Source organism: Undibacterium sp. 5I1 (assembly GCF_034314085.1).
Classification (GTDB): Bacteria; Pseudomonadota; Gammaproteobacteria; order Burkholderiales; family Burkholderiaceae_D; genus Undibacterium.
On the sequence record NZ_JAVIWI010000001.1, the window covers coordinates 207,164 to 229,250 of the forward strand.

Annotated in this window: 21 protein-coding genes; 10 read left to right on the forward strand and 11 right to left on the reverse strand. The window is 45.0% G+C overall.

The window, feature by feature from the left end; translation table 11 throughout:
* Positions 1-41: 41 nt before the first annotated feature.
* The 4 genes from RGU72_RS00870 to RGU72_RS00885 form a co-directional block, all read right to left on the reverse strand.
* Positions 42-260 (reverse strand): glycine zipper 2TM domain-containing protein, encoded by a 219-nt coding sequence (locus RGU72_RS00870; RefSeq protein WP_322117944.1) that lies wholly within the window; start codon positions 258-260, stop codon positions 42-44.
* A 93-nt stretch (positions 261-353) separates the two neighbouring features.
* Positions 354-665 carry a BON domain-containing protein gene (locus RGU72_RS00875; RefSeq protein ID WP_322117945.1) on the reverse strand — a complete coding sequence of 104 codons (312 nt, stop codon included), beginning with the start codon at positions 663-665 and terminating at the stop codon, positions 354-356.
* A 559-nt stretch (positions 666-1,224) separates the two neighbouring features.
* Entirely contained in the window at positions 1,225-3,993 is a 2,769-nt protein-coding gene (locus RGU72_RS00880) for an EAL domain-containing protein (protein WP_322117946.1), read from the reverse strand.
* 9 nt (positions 3,994-4,002) lie between these two features.
* A complete protein-coding gene (locus RGU72_RS00885; RefSeq protein ID WP_322117947.1) occupies positions 4,003-4,224 on the reverse strand; it encodes a hypothetical protein in 222 nt (73 codons plus the stop codon).
* 693 nt (positions 4,225-4,917) lie between these two features.
* Between RGU72_RS00885 and RGU72_RS00890 the strand changes: the two genes are divergently transcribed.
* The 3 genes from RGU72_RS00890 (at position 4,918) to RGU72_RS00905 (ending at position 9,459) form a co-directional block, all read left to right on the forward strand.
* Entirely contained in the window at positions 4,918-5,637 is a 720-nt protein-coding gene (locus RGU72_RS00890) for a Crp/Fnr family transcriptional regulator (RefSeq protein ID WP_322117948.1), read from the forward strand.
* A 158-nt stretch (positions 5,638-5,795) separates the two neighbouring features.
* Complete coding sequence (locus RGU72_RS00900; RefSeq protein WP_416200090.1) at positions 5,796-8,510, forward strand: PAS domain S-box protein; 2,715 nt, start codon at positions 5,796-5,798, stop codon at positions 8,508-8,510.
* Between the two features lie 115 nt (positions 8,511-8,625).
* Positions 8,626-9,459: a response regulator gene (locus RGU72_RS00905; RefSeq protein WP_322117949.1), complete on the forward strand. Its 834-nt coding sequence runs from the start codon at positions 8,626-8,628 to the stop codon at positions 9,457-9,459.
* A 298-nt stretch (positions 9,460-9,757) separates the two neighbouring features.
* Here the strand turns inward: RGU72_RS00905 and RGU72_RS00910 are convergent, their stop codons facing one another.
* The 5 genes from RGU72_RS00910 to RGU72_RS00930 form a co-directional block, all read right to left on the reverse strand.
* Positions 9,758-11,914: an AsmA family protein gene (locus RGU72_RS00910; RefSeq protein ID WP_322117950.1), complete on the reverse strand. Its 2,157-nt coding sequence runs from the start codon at positions 11,912-11,914 to the stop codon at positions 9,758-9,760.
* A gap of 9 nt (positions 11,915-11,923) precedes the next feature.
* Positions 11,924-12,073: a DUF3096 domain-containing protein gene (locus tag RGU72_RS00915; RefSeq protein WP_322117951.1), complete on the reverse strand. Its 150-nt coding sequence runs from the start codon at positions 12,071-12,073 to the stop codon at positions 11,924-11,926.
* Positions 12,074-12,533: 460 nt separating this feature from the next.
* Complete coding sequence (locus RGU72_RS00920; RefSeq protein ID WP_322117952.1) at positions 12,534-12,788, reverse strand: heavy-metal-associated domain-containing protein; 255 nt, start codon at positions 12,786-12,788, stop codon at positions 12,534-12,536.
* A gap of 92 nt (positions 12,789-12,880) precedes the next feature.
* Complete coding sequence (locus RGU72_RS00925) at positions 12,881-13,159, reverse strand: hypothetical protein (protein WP_322117953.1); 279 nt, start codon at positions 13,157-13,159, stop codon at positions 12,881-12,883.
* Between the two features lie 203 nt (positions 13,160-13,362).
* Positions 13,363-14,214 carry a hypothetical protein gene (locus tag RGU72_RS00930; RefSeq protein WP_322117954.1) on the reverse strand — a complete coding sequence of 284 codons (852 nt, stop codon included), beginning with the start codon at positions 14,212-14,214 and terminating at the stop codon, positions 13,363-13,365.
* A gap of 364 nt (positions 14,215-14,578) precedes the next feature.
* Between RGU72_RS00930 and RGU72_RS00935 the strand changes: the two genes are divergently transcribed.
* Positions 14,579-14,995 carry a PRC-barrel domain-containing protein gene (locus RGU72_RS00935; RefSeq protein ID WP_322117955.1) on the forward strand — a complete coding sequence of 139 codons (417 nt, stop codon included), beginning with the start codon at positions 14,579-14,581 and terminating at the stop codon, positions 14,993-14,995.
* Complete coding sequence (locus tag RGU72_RS00940) at positions 14,992-15,432, forward strand: CHRD domain-containing protein (RefSeq protein WP_322117956.1); 441 nt, start codon at positions 14,992-14,994, stop codon at positions 15,430-15,432. Before RGU72_RS00935 ends, RGU72_RS00940 begins: the two co-directional genes overlap by 4 nt.
* Positions 15,433-15,822: 390 nt before the next feature.
* Here RGU72_RS00940 and RGU72_RS00945 read toward each other — a convergent pair whose 3' ends face one another.
* Together RGU72_RS00945 and RGU72_RS00950 are read right to left on the reverse strand one after the other, a co-directional pair.
* A complete protein-coding gene (locus tag RGU72_RS00945; RefSeq protein WP_322117957.1) occupies positions 15,823-16,512 on the reverse strand; it encodes a type 1 glutamine amidotransferase domain-containing protein in 690 nt (229 codons plus the stop codon).
* Positions 16,513-16,613: 101 nt separating this feature from the next.
* Positions 16,614-18,719 (reverse strand): catalase, encoded by a 2,106-nt coding sequence (locus RGU72_RS00950; protein ID WP_322117958.1) that lies wholly within the window; start codon positions 18,717-18,719, stop codon positions 16,614-16,616.
* Positions 18,720-18,938: 219 nt separating this feature from the next.
* Here RGU72_RS00950 and RGU72_RS00955 point away from each other — a divergent pair, with 219 nt between their 5' ends.
* The 5 genes from RGU72_RS00955 (at position 18,939) to RGU72_RS00975 (ending at position 21,968) form a co-directional block, all read left to right on the forward strand.
* Positions 18,939-19,226 (forward strand): hypothetical protein, encoded by a 288-nt coding sequence (locus tag RGU72_RS00955; RefSeq protein WP_322117959.1) that lies wholly within the window; start codon positions 18,939-18,941, stop codon positions 19,224-19,226.
* Positions 19,227-19,497: 271 nt separating this feature from the next.
* A complete protein-coding gene (locus RGU72_RS00960) occupies positions 19,498-19,917 on the forward strand; it encodes a DUF4398 domain-containing protein (RefSeq protein ID WP_322117960.1) in 420 nt (139 codons plus the stop codon).
* An 85-nt stretch (positions 19,918-20,002) separates the two neighbouring features.
* Complete coding sequence (locus RGU72_RS00965) at positions 20,003-20,917, forward strand: OmpA family protein (protein ID WP_322117961.1); 915 nt, start codon at positions 20,003-20,005, stop codon at positions 20,915-20,917.
* A gap of 80 nt (positions 20,918-20,997) precedes the next feature.
* Positions 20,998-21,537, forward strand: a complete 540-nt coding sequence (locus tag RGU72_RS00970) for a ferritin-like domain-containing protein (RefSeq protein WP_322117962.1) — start codon at positions 20,998-21,000, stop codon at positions 21,535-21,537.
* Positions 21,538-21,665: 128 nt separating this feature from the next.
* Complete coding sequence (locus tag RGU72_RS00975; RefSeq protein ID WP_322117963.1) at positions 21,666-21,968, forward strand: DUF883 family protein; 303 nt, start codon at positions 21,666-21,668, stop codon at positions 21,966-21,968.
* Positions 21,969-22,087: the final 119 nt, after the last annotated feature.

Genomic DNA, 22,087 nt, shown 5'->3' on the forward strand with positions numbered 1-22,087 from the left:
TAAGCTAGTTTGGTAGCTAGGCGAGCCAGATTGATGGCAGATTATTTAGGTTTGACCTGGTTGCCGATCACACCGCCAACTGCTGCGCCACCGACCGTGCCGACCGCGCTACCACCAGTCAGTACCGCGCCAACCACAGCACCAGCACCTGCGCCGACGGCGGTATTTTTATCCTGGTTAGACATACCAGCACACGCTGTCAAGCCGAACATCAGAGTGATAGTTGCAGCGTAGCCGCTTAATTTTTTGATCGTATTCATGATTAAACCTCTTTGAAAAGAAATTAAAAAAGTGGATGGTGACGAGTCGTTACAGTCTTTACAGCCGTTACGATAGCGTCACCGATATCCTGATTATTTCAAACGCATATCGTTTTTAACTGCAGTCACGCCATTGACGCCACGTGCCACTTTGATTGCAGTATCAATATTCTCTTGCGAGCGGACAAAACCACTTAACTGGACTGCGCCTTTAAACGTCTCTACATTAATTTCGCTGACCTTCAATGTAGGCTCGTTCAGGATTGCTGCTTTGACTGATGTGGTGATGACGGAATCATCGACATACTGACCAGTGCTCTCTTGTTTTGGTGTGGCGGCACAGCCGACGATAGTCGTGAGCATGAGTGCGGCGATCAGGCTAGATACAATTTTGAAGTTTTTCATTTTTATTCCTTGATGTAGTTTGTTTGGTTTGCGTAATCTGCGTAATTTCTTTAACGCTGCTACAGCAAGTAGCTATGCGATGAGGCTAGATTGAGGCTTGGCTCGATTTACTTCTGTACGTTAGCGCACGTAGTATTTAATTTTTTTATTTAGCTTTTAAAGTGCTGTTACGAATACTTTTGGGTATCGTATTTTCTGGAGGGCGGCGGGCGCTAGCAAGGTACTGACTGTATGCCTGCATTCAGCGAGATTTGATGTGGAAACTAGACGACAAGCTAGCTGTTACGCTGACAAAAAATGAACTGAAAACCGACTCAGTATTTAAACTGAACGTCAGTTGATATAAATATACTCCCCATTAAATTTATAGAAATTAGTCTATCGTCCAAGGATTATATGGACAACTTAAATATACCCATTGGGAGTATATTTAGTTACTCTTAAAAAATGTGGTCGATCGTACTTCAGTCTGCTACGCGTAATCAGCTAATAATTAGGCTAGGCATCTACTTAGATCATCGGCCACGCAGGCCAGCATAATCCATCAATAATCCATCATTTACTCAGTCGTCTGCAACAAACTTCGCTCGGATTCCAGCAGTTTTTCAAACGCATCGGCGGCAACGGCGCGGCTGAATAAATAGCCTTGCACCTGGTCGCATCCATGTGCCCGCAAGTAGTCTAATTGTTCGGTAGTTTCGACCCCCTCTGCAATTACTTTTAAACGCAGGCTATGGGCAAGTGAGATGATTGATGCAACGATGGCAGCGTCATCGGCATCCACCGTAATATCATTAACGAAGGACTGATCAATTTTTAGTACATCAATCGGAAAGCGTCGTAAATACGACAGGCTAGAGTAGCCGGTACCAAAATCGTCGATAGAGATATGGATGCCTAAGCTCTTCAGATTGCGCAAAATCGCAATCGCGCTTTCAACATCGCTCATCACCATACTCTCTGTCAGTTCTAGCTCTAAGGATGAGGCATCTAATCCAGTCGCATCCAAAATATCGGAGATTGATTGCACCAGCATTTTTTGTGTGAACTGACGGGCAGATAAATTGACCGCCACTCGCAAATGCGCAAAGCCAGCGTTGTGCCACGCTTTGGTATGCAGACATGCCGTGCGGATAACCCAAGCACCAATCGGTATGATTAAGCCCATCTCTTCTGCCAAACCGATAAAGCGTGCTGGTGCAATCATACCGTGTACCGGATGATTCCAGCGCAGTAGTGCCTCCATCCCGACGATGCGTCCATTGCTTAAATTGATCTGTGGTTGGTAGTGGATCACCAACTCATTGCGCTCTAATGCGTGACGTAAATCGGCTTCGATACTTAGCCGGTCCAGCGTGCGCTCGTTCATTGCCGGCGTATAAAACTGGAAGCTATTACGGCCCATTTCTTTGGCGCGGTACATGGCGATATCGGCGTGTTTGATCAGACCTTCTGCCGTTACGCCATCCAAAGGATAGGTCGCTATGCCGATGCTACAAGTTAAGAAAAATTCATAGTCACTTAGCATCAACGGTTGAGCGATGGCATCCATGATCTGCTGTAATACAGCGAGGCCATTGGTATTAGTATTACCATCGTCAGTTTGCTCTGGCAGCACCAGGACAAACTCATCGCCGCCAAGTCGCGCTACCGTATCGGCCTCGCGCACTGCAGATTGTAAGCGTCCAGCCAAAGTTTTTAATAGTTCATCGCCGGCCTCATGGCCAAGGGTGTCATTCACAAAATTAAAACGGTCAATATCAACAAACACGACCCAGATAGAATTGTTATTGGCGTTGCTATTGCCGTCCCCGGTGCTATTTTTATTCCGGTTGGCGTTGCTAATCGCCTGGGTCAGGCGTTCGCGCAGGAGATTGCGGTTGGCAAGGCCAGTCAGGCTGTCATGTTTGGCCTGGAACTCCAGCTCGGCCTCAAACCGCATTACCGCCGAGATGTCATATTGCGCGACGACAAAATGGCTGATGATGCCGCTATCATCTTTTACTGGTGCGATAAAAAGGTCGCTCCAATAACCACTACCATCTTTGCGGTGATTACGCAGCAGTGCATGCCCCTCGCGCTGCTCACGCAGGGCAGTACGTATCTCTTCTATATTTTGCTGATCCTGACCGCTGCCTTGCAAAGATTCCAGGCTGCGGCCGACGACATCAGCTGCGGTATAGCCACTGATATTCTCAAAAGCCGGATTAACATATTCAATCGCGTAATGTGGTGCGTCGGCACTGCAAATGATGATGGCATTGGACGATACTTCAATCACCTTTTCCCGCAAGCGTAAAGATTTTTCTGTGCGTTTGCGCAGTGCCAAATCTTCGCATAAACGTAGGTTGGCAAATTGTAAGGCTGCGGTACGCTCACCCGCCACCCGTTCTATGATGGCCTTGCGTGAGACTAATGAATAAACATACGCGGCTGCTAACAGACTAAATAAGATGCCACCTAACAGCACATATAAAGAGCCATTATTATTGGCCGTAAACAGCACGGGTGTTTTTGCAATCTCAATGTGCCAGGGATTACCGCCTAATGTGAAATTATCGTTGAGCGTGACAGCGCGATCATAAAATAGCCAGCGTGGTAGCAAAGAGAAATTATTGTCGGTGTTTGGCTGTGCTCTAGCTTTAGTTCCCGCTGTAGTTCCATCTATACTTCCAGCGCCAGCGCTATCAGCCACAGCGGTCGGGTTATTAGGTAATAGATCAGAGGCAGCATCGTGCTGGAATGCCAGATATTGTGGATCATTCCCCGGCCCTGCATAAATGCTGATCGCCAAGCCCGGCATGGCTAAAAAACCTCGGCTGCCGAGTATGCTGTCGATCAAATGATCTACCCGCAAGATTGCTGCGGTTTCTCCAATCACCGCGCGATTGCGTGATGCGGCGGTATCTAGCGGCGCACCTTGCAAATACACCGGCACCATCAGCATAAAACCTGTGTGCCAGGTTTTATGCTGTATGACCGGTATCAGGCTGGTCGCGGTTGCCAGACCCGTGGAGCGTGAACGCAGTCTGGCCTGTGTCTGATCCGCCGTAATGGCGGTATCAACGCCCAGCAGCTGCTCGTTGGTCGCGCTCGGTTCTATGTACTCAATGACGTTGTAACTATCACGCAGGCCAGCAGGTTTTTGCTCATCATCGACCACTTCGGTCAGCTTAAAATTGGGCAGGCGCTGACGCATCCTTGCTTCGTAGATCTGGCGATCGCTTTGCATGACAAGACGCTGAAAACTCAGTGCCTGAATTTGCGGATAGCGTTGTAGCAGCGGCGCGGTGAAGCTTCTAAATTGCTCGCGACTTACCACACCCACGCTACGGAATCATTGATTTAGCACCATCAATTGCTCAGCTGCATCATGCAGACCCTCTGATACCGCCACCGAGCATAATTTGGCATTCTGCTCGAACTGGTTGCTCTGTCGCTCAGATTCCACCCGTCGTATCGATGCAAACAATAAGGCCGTCAGACTCAGACCGATCACTAAAGTAATCAGGGCCGAGACCGAGACCGAGAAGCGAATACGGCGAAATAGTTTATCCACGATGGTCTTTCAGCAATATCTTTTAACGCAAGACTGCGCGGCTTTTAATGAGTACATGCTATGGCAATGCTATAGAGCAAGCCGATAAAACAACGTATTGACATGAGGGCAGACTTGGCCACGACCTTCATTGGACGCAGCTATCAATCAAAGAAGACTTTAATGAGATCGGCTCGTCGTGTATGTGCGATCGCGAACATACGAATGGAAGTTTTAGCTTAACTAACTTAAGTTTAAGCTTGTTAACTAAAAATCATTTTTAATGGTGACATTCTCAAAGCACGTCTTTTAACATACGAAAGAGCCGTTATTTAAGGCAAAATAGATAGCGATACTTTTCTATTTATCGCTTATTCCAGTCTCAACTGTATGCAGTTATTGAATATACTCCCCTTCTTTTTTTTAAAAAATACCTTATTGTCCAATCATTATATGGACGATATAAATATACTTATCATGAGTATATGCATTTGATATCAAGCACTTAGGTTTTGTAATCAAGTGGAATCACGCCCGCATATAGGGTAAACTACTTAGCTATGCGTTTTCACTTTTATGTTCGGTAGCGCACAGACGGTATTGTGCAAGGTAGAATATAGTCAAAGACCTCACGTAATTGTGTTACCTTCCGTTGTCAAAAATTTTCCTGCGCGACGTCCCCTCACTCTCATGACTGGAAACAGAAAATCTTCTATGGCCAGTGCACATCACCCGAGTCAGAATCATTTATTAGCCGCTTTACTCGATGCGGAATATGACCGACTGTCCCCTCATTTAGAACTAGTACCCATGTTACTCGGCGATGTGCTGTATGAGTCCGGTGGCAAGCTGGCGCATGTGTATTTTCCAACGACCTCTATTATTTCTTTGCACTATTTGCTAGAAGACGGCGGTTCTTCGGAGATCGCAGGTGTTGGTAACGAGGGCGTTATTGGAGTTTCTCTTTTTATGGGTGGTAATAGCACGCCTAGTCGTGCGATAGTGCAAACGGGTGGTCATGCTTATCGCCTTAAGGCCGACATCTTGATGGCTGAGTTTAATCGTGCCGGGCCAGTGCTGCGTTTGCTGTTGCGCTATACCCAGGCTTTGCTGACCCAAATGTCACAAACGTCGGTCTGTAACCGGCATCACTCGGTAGAGCAACAACTCTGTCGCTGGCTGTTGCTGACTCTGGATCGCGTACCGTCTAACGAGCTGACGATTACGCAAGAACTGATTGCCAACACCTTAGGTGTACGACGTGAAGGTATTACCGAAGCGGCAGGCAAGTTACAGCAAGAGCACTATATTAGTTACCGCCGCGGGCACATCACCGTCGTCAATAGAAACGGTCTTGAAGACAAAGTTTGTGAATGCTATGGCGTAGTAAAAAAAGAATTTGCCCGCTTGTTATCGGACGTGCGTCAACGTTGATTAGTTTTTGATTCGCTTTTAAATCTCTACTGCCTTATTTCTACTTTATCTCCGTTTTATTATTTTTTTGACGGCTTCGCCGTTACCTTGTTTGAGCCGAGGTTAGCGCTCTGGTTTGTGCTCTACAAAAAGTATCAAGGTCAGAATTTATGCTCGTAATGAAGAAATCATCGATTGAAAGATTGATGTTAGTTGGTTTTGGTATGACACTCGTCGTGCTGTTACTAGTGGGCGGCATGGCCTGGAATATTGCCGTACCTGCAGCATCTTTTACCTCGGTAGAGCATACCCGCGAGGTAATTGCCAAACTGGATGCCCTAGGCTCTCAGATTGATAGGGCAGAGAATGGGCAATGGGCCTATTTTCTGACTAAAGAAAAACATTTTCTTGATGAACGTGATTCAGCGTTGGAAGAACTAAGAATCGTTTTCCGGCAAATATCTGAATTGACCAGAGATAACCCAGCGCAGCAAGAACGTATCCGTAAGCTCCAAATCGTATTAGACAAACGTGCCCATATGTTTGTAGATAGCCAGGCCGTTTTCGACACGCAAGGTTTTGAGGGAGCACGCCCTCTATTAAATGATGGCCGCGATACGGCCATCCAAATACGTCAATTTACTGACGAAGCGACTCAAGAAGAACAACGCCTGTTAGCCGAGCGTAAAAGTAGCGAGTTAATGCGTTTAAAAATCATTGTAGTCAGTACCGTCTTATTACTCGCTATCTTGGTATTTTTAGCCTTGCGCGTCCGATTGGCAATGCGCGGACGCTCAGAACTTCAGCAAGCTATAGACGACGGCCGACAACCTGTGCTCAAAGCTGAGGCACTGCAAAATGCGATTTTCAATAGCGCTAACTTCTCCGTCATTGCGACTGACGCACAAGGTGTAATCCAGATTTTTAATGTCGGGGCAGAGCACATGCTCGGCTATAAAGCGATTGATGTAGTAAATAAAATCACACCATCCAGTATCTCGGATGAGGGCGAAGTGATCGCCCGCGCTGCTGCCTTAAGTGCCGCATTAGAGACACCGATCTCGCCTGGATTTGATGCCTTAGTTTTTAAAGCTTCTCGCGGCATAGAGGATATTTATGAGCTAACTTATATCCGCAATGACGGCAGCCGTTTTCCTGCGATTGTTTCGGTAAGTGCTTTACGCGATGAACAAAATAAAGTCATCGGTTACCTCTTGATTGGGACTGATAATACCGCCCGTAAAAAAGTCGAGGCAGAGCAAGCCTTGCTCGATCAGCGACTACGCGACCAACAGTTTTATACCCGCTCATTGATTGAATCAAATGTTGATGCGCTAATGGCGACCGATCTTAAAGGCATCATCAGTGACGTTAATCAGCAGATGGAAGCATTAACCGGTTGTACCCGCGATGAATTGATTGGCGTTCCGTTCAAAAATTATTTTACAGACCCAGATCGTGCCGAGGCAGCTATTACTCGTGCATTAAAAGAAGGCAAAGTCACCAATTACGAGCTGACCGCGCATGCCAAAGACGGCAAAGAGACCGTAGTATCCTATAACGCAACCACCTTCCATGACCGTGACCGTAATTTGCAAGGTGTATTTGCTGCGGCTCGTGATGTCACCGAACGCAAGCAATTTGAGCATACCCTGCAAGAGAATAATGTGGAGTTAGAAAGCGCCAAGGCGGCAGCTGAAAAAGCCAACTTAGCAAAGTCAGAATTTTTATCCAGCATGAGTCATGAACTGCGTACGCCGCTCAACGCAGTACTAGGTTTTGCACAATTGATGGAGTCAGAAACACCATCACCGACACCGGCACAAAAATTATCCATAGACCAGATATTGCAGGCCGGTTGGTATCTGCTGCGTTTGATTAATGAGATTCTCGATCTGGCCATGATTGAGTCTGGCAAAATCACCATGTCGCATGAGTCCATGTCGCTCACCGATGTATTGCAAGATTGTCGCATGATGATGGAGCCGCAAGCGCAAAAGCGCGGCATACAAATGACATTCCCAAGTGTAGAGAATCTGTTTTATGTACATGCAGACCGTACGCGGGTCAAACAGGTTTTAGTCAATTTATTGTCGAATGCGATTAAATATAATCGGGATAACGGCGCAGTGATTATCCAATGCCAAATGAATGGCGAAAACCGAATACGGGTCAGTGTGCGTGATACCGGCAAAGGTTTAGAGCCAGATCAGTTGACGCAATTATTCCAGCCGTTTAATCGCCTTGGAAAAGAATCTGGCGGCGAAGAAGGTACTGGTATTGGTCTGGTCGTCACCAAGCAATTAGTCGAGTTGATGGGCGGTACGATAGGTGTAGAAAGTACCGTCGATGTTGGATGTACCTTCTGGTTTGAATTGTCCGCGTCTAGCGCACCTAAGTTAATATTCGGAGAAATGGGCGAAGACATAAGTACAGAGCACGGCGCTGTAGTAAAAACGTCGAATGGGATCAATACCTCAGCCTATCAACGTACTTTGTTATATGTTGAGGATAATCCTGCCAACATGGCATTGATCAAGCAATTGATTGAACGCCGTAGCGACCTTAAATTATTGACTGCGGTAGATGCACATCTCGGGATTCAGCTGGCGCGCACTTACCAGCCCGATGTGATTTTGATGGATATTAATTTGCCAGGTTTAAGTGGTTATGGTGCCCTAAAGATTTTGCATGATGATGCCACGACAGCGCATATCCCGGTGATGGCCTTGTCTGCCAATGCAATTCCACGTGATATAGAAAACGGACTCAAGGCAGGCTTTTTCCGCTATCTGACCAAGCCGATTAAAGTGAATGAATTTATGGATGCGCTGGATGTCGCATTGCGTTACGCGTCCGAGCATGGACTTGGTGGTAAAGAGCGCGATTTGTAAGATTTTTGGCCTTCATGACGTTACTGATATTTGTCTTAGGTTTATATTAGATGACGGGTAAGTGATCATTGCAATAAAGAGCAATAGAAAATAATCGAATTTTTGGAAGAAACTCATGTTAGAAGCAGCCGAGATCCTCAACGCCAGTATCCTCATCGTCGATGACCAAAAAGCCAATGTCATGCTGCTGGAGCAAATGCTGAGCAGCCGCGGCTATACCAATGTCACGTCCACTATGGACCCGCGCACGGTATGCGATCAACATGCAGCGAGCAAATTTGATTTGATCTTGCTGGATTTGCAAATGCCCGAGATGGACGGTTTTGAAGTGATGGAAGAGTTAAAAAAAATCGACACCAGCGGTTATTTACCCGTGCTGGTCATCACCGCACAGCCAGGTCACAAGCTACGTGCACTGCAAGCCGGTGCCAAGGATTTTGTCAGCAAACCGTTTGACTTGGTAGAAGTACAAACTCGTATTCACAATATGCTGGAAGTACGTTTGCTTTACAAAAGACTGGATAACTACAACAAGGTCCTAGAGCAAACCGTGCTGGAACGCACCGCAGAATTACGCGAGAGCGAAGCCCGCTTCAAGAGTTTTACCGAACTGTCGTCCGATTGGTATTGGGAGCAAGACCCGCAAGGCAACTTCACTAGCATCTCTGGCCCCGTGTTTGAAATGTTAGGGATTGATGCTGACGATATGTTAGGGGCGAGCCCCAAAGCCTTGGCAGGCTGGAATGCCGCCGAACGAGCGCAGCTAGATTCCAATATCGCCAGCCGCCGGCCTTTTTTAGATTTTGTCTATAGCCGCACCAATGCCGACGGAACGATCCAATATCTGCAAGTCAGTGGTGAGCCTATGTTCGACACTTCCGCAAGGTTTACCGGCTACCGTGGAATAGGCATGGATGTCACACACCGCATGCGACCTGAGCAGAAATAGCACCCGCTTTTTATCTGCTTATTCGCTGTTTTCGGGTGATTTTTTGCCGTTAATAAATCGCAGATGCGTAATATACCTCTATTAGTATATATAGAGTGTCCAAGTAATCATTGGACACTAAGGCATATTTACTAAAAATAATGGGGAGTATATGTTTTTTGCATATCGTAGGGTGCGCCATGCGCACCAAGCAAACTAAGCTAGTATTTGGTCAAAGTAGGGGCGTTAAGCTGCCTAAGAAAACACTAGGCGAACACTGCCGAAACAGCCAGCGCATTAGCTAGCAATTACGCAACCCTCACTTAGCAGCAGCCTTAGCACGATAAGTTTTACCCGGCGCTGGTGCCACCGGCGTGACTCTGGCCTCTGCCAGTAATTTGGCGCAGCCGCTATCGGCTTCAGGGCCTGTATTAATCAGAGGAAGCAAGGCAGCAACGGGTGCGGCCACCGCCAGCGCAATCGCGCCACCGGCTCTTAAGGCCAGCACACCTTTGTCTACGCTGACTTTGGGATCTTTAAAACTACCCTGAACATACAGCGGCGCTCTGAGTGAAAAAACCCGCAGCCCTTTGCTATTCGGCTTGATCGTCAAATCTAATTGTTCTTGCGCCATATTGACATTGCCACTGACATCTAAAACGGCATCATCGGTATCAACAATAAAAGTACGGGTTTGCATCACGCCATTAGTCACGGCAAAATCGGTTGCCATGCAATTAAGTTTGACTTGCTTGTCCCCTGACAGATAAGTTAGCGCGACATTGCCGATATTTAACCCCATCTGCTCTAACAAACGTTTGCTGATACTGCCCTGATTGATCAGGGTTTTAACCTCACCATTGGATGCTGCTAGCAAACTGGCGATGGAGTTGCCGGTTGCTGACAAAGATGCATCGCCGTTGATTTCACCCACGCTGGCTTGCAGTGCATCTAGTGTCGGGAATAATTGTTTAAGCTTTAAATGACGGGCACTGACTTTCATCGTTGCCTTTAATGCTTTTGCGGTTGGCTGCTTTTCTTCCGTTGGATTTGCTGCTATTTGATCTCCTGCGGCATCTGTTTTGCCGCTGCCATCCAGATGGATATCGGAGCTGAGCGTGCCACCTGCCATATCAAAAGTTAAAGGGGATAAATTAAGTACGCCGTCCTTCAGATGTAAGTTGGTGGTGAGTTTATTGATGGGTAGTGCTTTTTCACGGATAATTTTTTCTGCACTAAATTGAATGTCCGCATCTATGCTGGTCCAGCGCTCTGTTTTAAAGGTCTCAACCGGTAACACTTTATCGCCAGGTTGCACTGCCGCTGCACCGCGCTCTGTTTTATTCGCGTTAGAGTCCGCGCCTATCAACGCCCCTAAGTCGGAGAATTGCAGTACTTGCGATACGATCACACCTGATAATAAAGGCCGGTCAGGCGCAGGCCGGGTTTTAAAATCAAGACTACCGCCAATGTCGCTAGAGCCTACTTTGCCGCTAAATTTTTCATAGATCCAATGGCTATTATTTTTACCAAGCGTACCAATCAAATGGCCTTCGGTAGAAAACGGTGGCGTCTCTGGCAGCACAACGCCACTGAGCGCATACAGCCGTGCCATACTTGGTGCGGAGAGTTTTAAACGCATATCCAGCGCGGCTAAATCGGTCGGTTTGGTAATCGAGCCTTCAATATTCACCATAATTTTGCCGACGTTTATATTTGCTACGATAGGGTAGGGTGCAGTCTGCTGTTGCAGCGATAAAATGGCGCCAGCTTTACCACTGCCACTAACGGTATCGCCATTAAACTTGCCATGTAATTTCCAAGTCACACCATAGGCGGGGTCGGTATTGATTGTATCTATATCGGCCGTCATATCTGCGTGTTTGATTGCATCCATCAGATGCACTCTGCCTTTACTAAATACCACACGTTTTAATTCTAATTGCCAAGCCGAGGCTTGAGCACCGCTGGGCAAAGTCCAGTTATTTTTACCATCAGCAGTGCGTAATAAATTGACGACGGTGCCATCAAAACGTAGTACAGGAACGACAATCTTTTTGCCCAGCAAGGCCAAAGGATCTAGCGAAAAAGCAAATTGCTGAATGCTTGCCATTTCTTCCGGGACAACGGTCAAGGTTGATGCTGAAGTTGTCTTGGTCGTCAAAGTTGCAGGATTTTTTGGTTCTGACGCTGGTGTCATCATCGTCGCCGGATTTGCGATATGCACATCTTTTGCAATCAGATGTGGCCAAGGGATAATCCCACGCCAACCGCGATCCAGCTCTGGTCCTACGGCTTGTTTATCCCACGTCAGTGTCAGATCACCTTTGATAACAAAAGATCGGCCCAAGGCTTCGCTGGTACGTTCGTTCAACCAAGGCTTAGCACGGTTCCAATCGAAATTCGTAATCACGATAAACGCTACTGCAGGTACGGCGATCAGGATAGTGATGAGGGCAATAGTTGTACGACGCATTTTTCTTCTTTATAAAAAATTAGTAATACCCATGAAGTGAACTAAATTAATCGTCACCGTATTGATACTTACGACCGTGGTTAACAGGCGAGGTGTGATTAATGCCGTAACACTGTCAATCAGCGACAAGACGGGGAAAAAACTTAAGACGGTAATCATATTGTAAGACTTTCGATAATAAGCACTAGCTGCAAGTTTGCAATTGGATATTTTTGTGGCATTACTTGTAATGCCATCTATTGCAAAATCTGGTTCGATGCAGCCAGACTACGTGAAAGCAGCGTCCCGTTATGTACGTTGACGCACCTAGAATAAAAAATTTCGCCACATACTTAAGTGCATATAAGCGAGATCTTTGTATAGTGATCTCAACTTTTAAACAAGTGGTTGCGCGTATTTTTAGAAATACTTTGCTGATCCGTTCAGTTAAACGGCGGTTTTGGTATTTTTCGAATGGATATAGTAAGCATGACAGAAATTACTCATGCAGCGAGTAGACAATGCTGCTGTTAAAGCACATTTGCGCCTACTCATCACCGAGTCTGCCACTGCAGTAATTTCCGCCCGAGTAACTGAAGAAAAACACCGATTGTGGAGCAAACAGCGACCTTAATTGTATCTAGCTGGAAGAACCATTTTTGAGTGTCAAGCCAGCGGTAATATTGGTGGGATCGACATCATAGCCAGCGTCTTGAACAGCAGCTTTTAATTGATCTACTGAACTCTTCTCCTCGTCATACTGTACGTTAGCATCACTATCTACAAGCGAGACTGTGACATCGTTAACGCCAGGAACGGCTTGCAGCGCTTGTAGCACTTTTTGGGCACAGCCCTCACAACTCATTCCTCGTATTTTTATATTCTCTATTTGCATGGCAATACCTCTTTATTTAAGTTCTTTCAATTCCACTAAAACATCGTCTTACCCCGTGTCACGTATGGTACGAAAAGGCAGGGGCGATTAATTTATAACGTTGCAGAGGAAAAAAACGTGTCACGCGTATCCCCCATCAACGCTCGTAAATCTTTGATACTGATATTGCTGATTTCATGCATGCTGATCATCAGCGAGGCACCAACAGATAACTTATGATGCCGGATTTTGCTAATGACAGGCGGTGCTACCTCTAGCATTTTTGATAGTTCAGCATCATTTTTTAAATGTAATTGGTCAATCAACTTGTTCAATAAATTATTTGGATCGTACTGAACATGATCAGAGTTTAAATTTAAAATATTGGGCATCTTGTTTCCTCATTCAGATTCGTTTCAAAAATTCGCCAGGCCGGGGATTTATATACTGAGCAATCTAATGAACAAATAAAGCGATCAGAATGACGATAGGGATAGGAATGCCAAGTAGTAAAAGTAAAATTGAGCGCATATTAGCCTCCAAAAATTAGATGATTATTTAAAATTGAGAAATGTTTTTTGTCTAAGACAAATAGTTACTCGGATACATGAGCTTTATCTCTTTGACGACCGCCAATTGTAGCCGCCAGGCTAGCAACAAACGCACCGATCAACAACGCTACAAACATCCATAGAGCAGAGTTGGCCGCAGATTTACGCGCTTTATCGGCAGCTTCTTTTATCGCGTTCTTGGCATCTGACATGGATTTTCTCAATTGGTCATAAACTAAGTCAACACGTTTTTCAGCATCAATTTGACTGAGCCCCGCGCGCTTCACAACTATCTTAGATAAGTAATCGCGATCTGAAGCACTCAGGGCGCCATTAACAATATCTGCGGCCAGAATTTTTGACACTTCTATGCGCGCTCCAGAATTTACATCAATAGAACTACCATCTGAACGTAACAACATATCTGAAAAATAATCCACTGGCGTGCTCTTGATCCTGTTTGCCACATTGGCTGTTGCGGTGACCGCACCGGCACCAATATTTGATGCTCCACTGAGAATATTCTGAGCGGCACTTGCGAGTAAGCCGACCGTCATTAATGAGGCAACCGCCCACGCAAGAAAACCATGCGCGGTATCTCTAAAATACACTTCGTGATCGTGCAAATTACTCCATTTGATCCTCAGCCTACCCGCCAAATAGCCTCCCACACCAGATGCCGCAAGCTGCATAAATGTAAGCCATGCAATTGCTGAAGCACCCATCACTGATGCGTTGTAAGACCAAGGGGATATGCTAGACAGACCTAAGCCAGCACCTAACATGAGCAGTATTAATGAGAGCGCTGCCGCCGCCGCCGCCCCTGCCAATACGGCACTCCAAGACACGCCTGAAATTCCTGTATAGGACGAATTAGCTTTATGTTGTTCTAGCATAGTTGCTCCTTAGAGTGGTTATGGATGTTGTGCCGATTTATTTTATGATTAGATTTATTACTGAAAGCTGTTACCTGTGTCGTCGATAGCATTCGACTTCAATGCATTTAAAACTCACAATTGCAATCGGGGAAAATATAAAGAGAAGGAATATAAAAATTAAGAATGTTTAAAGCATATTTATTACTCCTCAGTCTGTATGTACGCTGTCTCACACTTGATAGATATTTTTTGAATAAAAATAGCCAATCATTTTCTTAAGAAATGCGCTAGAGAATTGAGCCTATTTGTTTTTTTGTGTGCTATCGAACGGACAGGTTTTTTTAAACAGATCAATCTATGAGCTCATTCAAGGAGAATTATGATGAGTTACCAAGACAACGATATTTATGGAATGTATGCACTCGGTGAATCCGGTCATCACAAAGGACCTGGTCCCGAGCTAATGGGTGCCAATACATTGATCGGCGACAATGTACACAATCCTGAAGACGAGCATTTAGGTGAAATAAAAGAAATCATGCTGGACATGCGGACCGGTAAAATTGCGTACGCAGTTCTCGCGCATGGCGGCCTGTTTACCATTGGTGAAAAACTGTTTGCAGTTCCGTGGAGTGCGCTGAAATTAGATACGCTGAATAAACGGTTTTTGTTGAATGTAAAAAAAGATCGTTTTGAAAATGCTCCGGGATTTAATTCAGATCAATGGCCAGACATGGCGGATAGTACTTGGGTTGATGTAGTAAATAATTTCTATGACACTCCGAGGAACTCATTATGAAAAACCAATTCCCCAAGAAGAGTCGCTCTAAAATGATTACCGTAATCTTAGCGGGTTTTGCAACCATGTTCGTAGGGGGTACCATTTATGCGGCTGAGACCAAAGTCAATTTGGTCGGTGCAGAAGAGACGCCAGCAGTTAAAACAGCCGCAAAAGGCTCAGGTATGATTACCGTTAATAACGATAAGTCTGTCAGCGGTATGGTCACCACTACAGGATTGAACGGGACAGTGGCACACATACATTTGGGTGCCGAAGGAAAGAAAGGTCCACCGATTATTAACTTAGTAAAATCCGGCGAAGGTAGTTGGTCTGTACCGTCAGGATCAGTTCTGACCGACGATCAGTATGCAAGTTATAAAGCAGGTAATCTTTACGTCAACGTTCATACTGCAGAAAATAAAGACGGAGAGATCAGAGGGCAATTGAAACCGTAATAAATGATCTTAGTAACAGAGAACTACCCAAGAAGATACAAGTAGCGGAAACAAATTTGTATCTTCTTGATTGCTATAAGAAAAAACTTTTCTTTGTAGTGGCGGTATAGATGAGTTTTTCTATGAGATGTAAGTAAGACGTTAGTTGCGTGCCGAGGGTATTTTTTCAATTATTTTGCCGCAAGGTTTCTCTCATGGCTTACCATCTATTTTTTAAAAAATAACGTACAACCACTCGACATCAGCGCTGCATCGAAAATTGCATCGGTAGGCAACTAAAATCATGATAGAGCAACCGGTTTAACCGCAGGTCAAAACTCTGTGATCGAAGACAGATTTTTTCAACATCAGAAATTTCAGTTAATAGGGTTTGAACGGATACGCCAGTAATTAACCCGGCGTCGTTACGGTGAGTAACAACACTTTGGCAGCCTCTTCAGATGAGGCTGGATTTTGTCCTGAAATTAATAATCCGTCTTTTTGAACGTACGATTGCCAGTCGTCTGCTTTCGAGTAAATGCCCCCATTTTTCTTCAACATATCTTCCACCAGAAAAGGTACAACCTCGGTGAGCCCGGCGGCATGCTCTTCGGTATTACTAAAGCCAGTGACGGATTTTCCGCTCACTAGCGGCTTACCTTCCGCAGTCTTGACATGACTTAGTACTCCGGGTGCGTGGCATACAACGGCTACTGGTTTGCCTTGTGCAAACATTGTTTCAATCAAGTGGATAGAAGACTTGTCCTCTGCCAAATCCCACAGTGGTCCATGTCCACCAGGATAAAATACAGCGTCGAAATCATTTGCCGAAATATTTGACAGCTGTAGCGTACTAGCTAACGCCTGTTGTGCAATTGGGTCAGTTTTAAAACGGCGAGTGAATTCAGTTTGCGAAGCATCATCATCACTTTTAGGATCGAGCGGCGGTTGTCCACCTAATGGAGACGCCAGCGTCACCTTTGCGCCGCCATCAATAAAAACATAATAGGGAGCCACAAATTCTTCTAACCAAAAACCAGTTTTTTTGCCGGTGTTACCCAACTTGTCATGTGATGTCAGTACCATCAATATTTTTTTCATTTTGAATCTTTTCTTTAAAGTAAGTAGTAAAAGTAACGAGATCAATGAGGGCGAGACAAACCAAGGATTTAGTAAAATTAAACCTGTTTCAGAGGCTCACTCTAATTACTTGGCCGTACTAATTTCTCACGACTCCATTGTCTGGTTTTTGCGGCTTCTAAAAACTCTTTCATTTGATCGGTAGACATCATTCCAGAGTCTTCTTTTATTCCTGCCATATCTAACAAGGATTTACTTCCAGTATCAAAGGCAATCGCTTTTAAGTGGCTATAGGCATCTTTGATAAACTCGATTGCCGCCATATTCCCCGCCATTTTTTGCGCAGCCTGTTTGGATAGAATCACGACAATCGCGTCAAACATGACAGATGGGGTACCCGCCAATTGACCATTTATTGTCGCTTTAGTAGCGTCAGATAAAGATATTTCACTAATTTTAGACGCTACCACTTTATATGTCGCACCCGATTTAATGACAGCATCTTTGGCTTTCCTAAAAGTGTCTGCATCTGACCCTTCAGCGATAAGAATACCGACAACACGACCTGTTAATGTGTCTTTCATCTTATCGATTAAGCCTAATGCGGGAGATTTCGGAAAATTCTGAATAGGCACTGGACTAGCTGTAAGCGGCTGCAAATTTTTTATTCCTAACTCACTGGCAATACCATCTCCGAGATCTGTATCAATAAGCCTTAGATGACACACCATCGCTTCTCTGATGTGTGGATGTTCAACTTTTGATAGTTCAAAAACGAGTGCCGAAGCAATATGCGATTGTTCATATTTATTTTGGCTTATATAAAATTGACGCGCCTGACTGTAATGATCCGCAAAGCTCTCTGGCCGAATCCTGCCTTTACTTCCATCGACCTGTTCAGCCATACTTTTAAATCCAGTCGCTGGTTGCTCACGCGGTGATGTCGCCGATAAGGAATTGGGCTCGTAAGATACCCTGCCAGTTGGTTGCGTCATTTGCATATGACCATCTCTTTGATGATTTGCAAATGGACATTTAGGCGCATTCACCGGGATTTGATGGAAATTAGGTGAGCCTAATCTTGATAGCTGTGTATCCAGATAAGAGAATAAACGTCCCTGCAACAAAGGATCGTTAGAGAAATCGATACCCGGGACAACATGTGATGGACAAAACGCTACTTGCTCGGTCTCTGCAAAGAAGTTATCTGGCCACTTGTTGAGTATCATTCGTCCAATCACCAGCAATGGGATCATCTCTTCAGGGATGAGCTTAGTCGCATCAAGATGATCAAAGGGGAATTTATCGGCCTCTTCCTGGCTGAATAGTTGTACCGATAATTCCCATTCTGGAAAATTACCTGCGTTGATGGAATTGAACATATCACGACGATGGAAATCAGGGTCAGCGCCAGCAATTTTAATAGTCTCATCCCAGATCGTAGATTGAAGCCCTAACTTAGGTCGCCAGTGGAATTTTACAAACGTCGAATTGCCGTCTTGATTAATTAAACGGAAAGAATGGACACCAAAACCTTCCATCATGCTTAATGATCGCGGTAATGTGCGATCCGACATAATCCACATCACCATGTGCATTGCTTCTGGTGTCAGCGAAATGAAATCCCAAAACGTATCGTGCGCTGTGGCTGCTTGCGGGAAGCCCCGATCAGGCTCCATTTTTACCGCATGGATTAAGTCAGGGAATTTAATTGCATCTTGAATAAAGAATACTGGAATATTATTTCCAACCAAATCCCAATTACCTTCGGATGTATAAAACTTGACCGAAAATCCTCGTACATCTCTTGGAGTATCTGCTGAGCCGGAACCACCTGCTACTGTCGAAAATCGCGCAAATAGAGGCGTTTTTATACTGTCTTCAGTAAGAATTTTTGCAGTAGTGTATTTTTGTAGAGAGTGCGTTAATTCAAAATATCCATGGGCTCCGGTTCCCCTTGCATGCACGATACGTTCTGGTATCCGTTCATGATCGAAATGAGTAATTTTTTCTCTTAATATAAAGTCTTCTAGTAGCGTCGGACCTTTTACGTTAGCGTTGAGAGAATTTTGATTATCTGCAACGACAAGACCTTGATTTGTCGTTAATGGCGCTTGATTTTCTTCTGCAATCTGATGTAACTCACCTCCGTTACCAATCGAGGTAGTGCTTAGTTTTTTATTTACATCGGTTATTACTGTAGACAGCGTTATCTTAGTTTTGGTCATGGTCGGCAATCTGCAAAAAGATTCGATTTGAATGAGAGTAAAACTAAGCATCGGTAACACTGAAACCTAATTTTATTGTCTCAACCATAGACCGTATTTTTTAATCGGTATGTGCGGAACCACACTCTACAAGCATTAAATTTTTCTAATTAGGATTAAACCCAGATTTTCCATCAGACCACTATCACTTCGTAGAAACTCAGATGACATGTGGTGTCTATGGTAACAATAGCACCGCGATGTGAGTGCAAACGCTACAGCGACAATTGCCCCTTTGGCGAACTGCTTGGCGTTGTTACTCCTCCTAGCAAGATGCAGCTTGCGTTCTTATCGCGTCTAGTCAGTCAGTCCGCCAACGGCACAATTCTCGCTGTTCCAATGGAAAATCTGGGTAAAAAGCGTTTATCCACTAGAGAATTTATTAACCCTCCAGTAAAGTTGAAATTAGTATCTTGCGAGCGCTATGCTATCGGCGATATCCCTTTTTACCCTAGCCGTTATCGATAATAAATCTAATACTGATGATGACGATTTTGAAGTCAGACTTAAAAGATTTATTGGTTATGATTGATGGTTAAGGGAATCTATCTTCTTTGCAATTAATAAAAATTACTCAGATATTCCTCATCTTCATCCCGTCGGAATAAATAAAATTAATGTGCGCTAGCGTACTGATCTTGTAAAAATTTCAGCCTATGATTTATCACATCGAGTTCAGCGTTAGATCCGGTTAAACGGATTCCCGGGTTCTGCGATCACTAATTCAACGGAGAAAAAAATGATCATTACTACGACACCATCAATAAAAAAAACGACCGCCACATTGTTTACAACGGGATTAACGCTCTTATGCGGCGCAGCTCTGATTTTGACTGTTGGTTGTAGCAGCATGAAGACACCAGCGACTGCAAGTGTGGCCGTATCTAGCGCTGCCGTGGATAATGCCTCTGGCGCTGGCGCTGCAGAGTTTGCACCAGTAGAAATGGCATTCGCACGCGACAAAATGGCGCGCGCTAATAAAGCGATGGCAGCCAAAGATTATAAGCTTGCAAATGATCTCGCAACGCAAGCCCAAGCCGATGCCAAGCTAGCACAAGGTAAGGCTGATTCAGCTAAAGCGCAAGCGGCATCTAGCGCATTGCAAGACGATATTCGTGTCTTGCGTGAGGAGCTAGATCGCAACAGCGCTGCAAAATAAGCAGGCATATTTTCTGATTCATTCTCTCGCTTATGTTATCTAAGCGACCTTTACAAAATAAACCAATAAATTCAAAGGTATCATCATGAAAAAAACTTACTTCACACCAGTTTTGTTAGCCATGGCAGTCTTTGTTTCTGCTTGTAGTTCTATGCCAAAAACGACCAGTTTGTTAGATCAAACTCGCAGCGATTATGCGATGGCGCAAAGTAATCCAAAAATCGCCAGCTACGCATCCTTAGAAATGAAGCAAGCCAGCGATGCTTTAGACCAAGCCAACGCTGCCGCAAAAAATAATGACAATGCGGACAAGATCGATAAATTAGCTTATGTCGCTAAACAAAAAATCGCCTTGACACAAGAAGTCGCCAAGCAAAAATCTGCTGAGGCTGATATTGCCAATGCAGCTAAAGAGCGCGATCAAATCCGTTTAGATCAACGTACTAATGAAGCCGATAAGGCAAAAGCCAACGCGGCGCAAGCATTGGCCAGCGCGGAGCAAGCCAAGTTGGCAGCGCAGACAGCACAAAATCAGGCGCTGGACGCGCAACGTCAGACCCAAGAAGCACAAGCCCGTGCTGCACAGTTAGAAGCACAGTTAGCTGACCTTGCTGCTAAGAAAACAGACCGCGGCATGGTCATTACTTTAGGTGATGTGTTGTTTGGTACCGATATGGCGCGTCTCAATCCAGAAGGCTTACGCACGGCTAAAAAATTAGCAGATGTATTGCAACAAAATCCGCAACGCACCGTATTAGTAGAGGGTTTTACTGACAGCACAGGTACTGCCGCACATAACCAGGAATTATCAGAGCGTCGTGCGACTTCTGTCCGTACCGCATTGCAAGAGATGGGTATCGCGCCTGAGCGCATAGCTGTGCGTGGTTATGGTCAAGCGTACCCAGTTGCGAGCAACACGACCGCACAAGATCGTCAGTTAAATCGCCGTGTAGAAATCGTATTGTCTGATGCCACTGGTAAAGTGCCACAGCGTCAGTAAGAACATTGTTTGAAACTAGATACTTAGTAATCAAATACTCAATTTCATCATTCGAAATTTTTAATTTTTGGAGAAGCATCATGCATGACGCAAACAAAATGAATCATAAGGGTATCGATACCGCAGCAATCCGTGATGCTGCCAAAAATATGGATGACGGTGCCGTCACTGTTGGTTACCAGGCTGATCGTAAAGAAGTGATTGCTATGTTAAATGGCGCATTAGCGACAGAACTAGTTTGCGTATTGCGCTACAAGCGCCATTACTACACGGCGAGCGGCTTACAAAATGGTCCGATCAAAGCGGAGTTTTTACAGCATGCGATTGAAGAACAAGGTCATGCCGATTTGTTGGCAGAGCGAATTGTACAGTTGAGCGGTAGCCCAGATTTTAATCCGGCAACGCTGATTGACCGTAGCCATGCAGAGTACGATGATTCAGAAAGTATCCAGTCTATGATCAAAGCGAATTTGATTGCTGAGCGTGTCGCTATTGAAGCGTATCGTCAAATGATTGAGCAAATCGGCGATACCGACCCGACCACCAAACACATGCTAATTGGCATCATGGCGATGGAAGAGGAACATGCGGATGATATGCGGGATTTGTTGGTCAAGTAGCGTCAGACATTAATACGTAGCACTAAGTAGGTCTAAACGGTGTTAATTGAGGTAATCGTTCAAGGAAATTAAATTCAATTTCGCCTGAACAATAGTAGTGATATTTTTTATCTTTTTAGGAGCTCATTATGTTGGAATCAAATTTAAAAGCAGTCAACAAAGACGTCAAATTATTGATCAAAGATTCTCAAGCGTTGTTCGTTGCTGCTGCCGCGTTGACTGGCGAAAAAGCAGATGAAGCTCGTGAAAAAGCCATGAAGTTGTTAGATGCGGCTTTGGTTAAAGCACAAGAAGCGCAAGCCAGCGCCATTGTCGCCGGTAAAGAAATGGCCGCATCTGCCGATGTTTATGTCAAAGAAAATCCGTGGCGCGCGATTGCAGCGGCAGCCGGTGTTGGCTTGCTGTTGGGTGTAATCATTAACCGTAAGTAAAGACAACTGCGCGCAAATAAGTGCGAGTAAATTAAGCCGAGTAAGTAAAAACGACATAGAAATATGTCTTGATGGGTTAATGCCAGATCAGTTCCGGCATTAACCCACTATCGTATTCA

Excerpts from the sequence above, each read along its gene's own strand:
- RGU72_RS00950 (WP_322117958.1), bottom strand. The coding sequence starts at position 18,719 with ATGACCAAAACTAAGATAACGCTGTCTACAGTAATAACCGATGTAAAT.
- RGU72_RS00935 (WP_322117955.1), top strand. The coding sequence starts at position 14,579 with ATGAGTTACCAAGACAACGATATTTATGGAATGTATGCACTCGGTGAA.
- RGU72_RS00975 (WP_322117963.1), top strand. The coding sequence starts at position 21,666 with ATGTTGGAATCAAATTTAAAAGCAGTCAACAAAGACGTCAAATTATTG.
- RGU72_RS00890 (WP_322117948.1), top strand. The coding sequence starts at position 4,918 with ATGGCCAGTGCACATCACCCGAGTCAGAATCATTTATTAGCCGCTTTA.
- RGU72_RS00940 (WP_322117956.1), top strand. The coding sequence starts at position 14,992 with ATGAAAAACCAATTCCCCAAGAAGAGTCGCTCTAAAATGATTACCGTA.
- RGU72_RS00915 (WP_322117951.1), bottom strand. The coding sequence starts at position 12,073 with ATGATTACCGTCTTAAGTTTTTTCCCCGTCTTGTCGCTGATTGACAGT.
- RGU72_RS00875 (WP_322117945.1), bottom strand. The coding sequence starts at position 665 with ATGAAAAACTTCAAAATTGTATCTAGCCTGATCGCCGCACTCATGCTC.
- RGU72_RS00910 (WP_322117950.1), bottom strand. The coding sequence starts at position 11,914 with ATGCGTCGTACAACTATTGCCCTCATCACTATCCTGATCGCCGTACCT.
- RGU72_RS00905 (WP_322117949.1), top strand. The coding sequence starts at position 8,626 with ATGTTAGAAGCAGCCGAGATCCTCAACGCCAGTATCCTCATCGTCGAT.
- RGU72_RS00870 (WP_322117944.1), bottom strand. The coding sequence starts at position 260 with ATGAATACGATCAAAAAATTAAGCGGCTACGCTGCAACTATCACTCTG.
- RGU72_RS00960 (WP_322117960.1), top strand. The coding sequence starts at position 19,498 with ATGATCATTACTACGACACCATCAATAAAAAAAACGACCGCCACATTG.
- RGU72_RS00945 (WP_322117957.1), bottom strand. The coding sequence starts at position 16,512 with ATGAAAAAAATATTGATGGTACTGACATCACATGACAAGTTGGGTAAC.
- RGU72_RS00920 (WP_322117952.1), bottom strand. The coding sequence starts at position 12,788 with ATGCAAATAGAGAATATAAAAATACGAGGAATGAGTTGTGAGGGCTGT.
- RGU72_RS00970 (WP_322117962.1), top strand. The coding sequence starts at position 20,998 with ATGCATGACGCAAACAAAATGAATCATAAGGGTATCGATACCGCAGCA.
- RGU72_RS00900 (WP_416200090.1), top strand. The coding sequence starts at position 5,796 with ATGAAGAAATCATCGATTGAAAGATTGATGTTAGTTGGTTTTGGTATG.
- RGU72_RS00925 (WP_322117953.1), bottom strand. The coding sequence starts at position 13,159 with ATGCCCAATATTTTAAATTTAAACTCTGATCATGTTCAGTACGATCCA.
- RGU72_RS00955 (WP_322117959.1), top strand. The coding sequence starts at position 18,939 with ATGGTAACAATAGCACCGCGATGTGAGTGCAAACGCTACAGCGACAAT.
- RGU72_RS00965 (WP_322117961.1), top strand. The coding sequence starts at position 20,003 with ATGAAAAAAACTTACTTCACACCAGTTTTGTTAGCCATGGCAGTCTTT.
- RGU72_RS00930 (WP_322117954.1), bottom strand. The coding sequence starts at position 14,214 with ATGCTAGAACAACATAAAGCTAATTCGTCCTATACAGGAATTTCAGGC.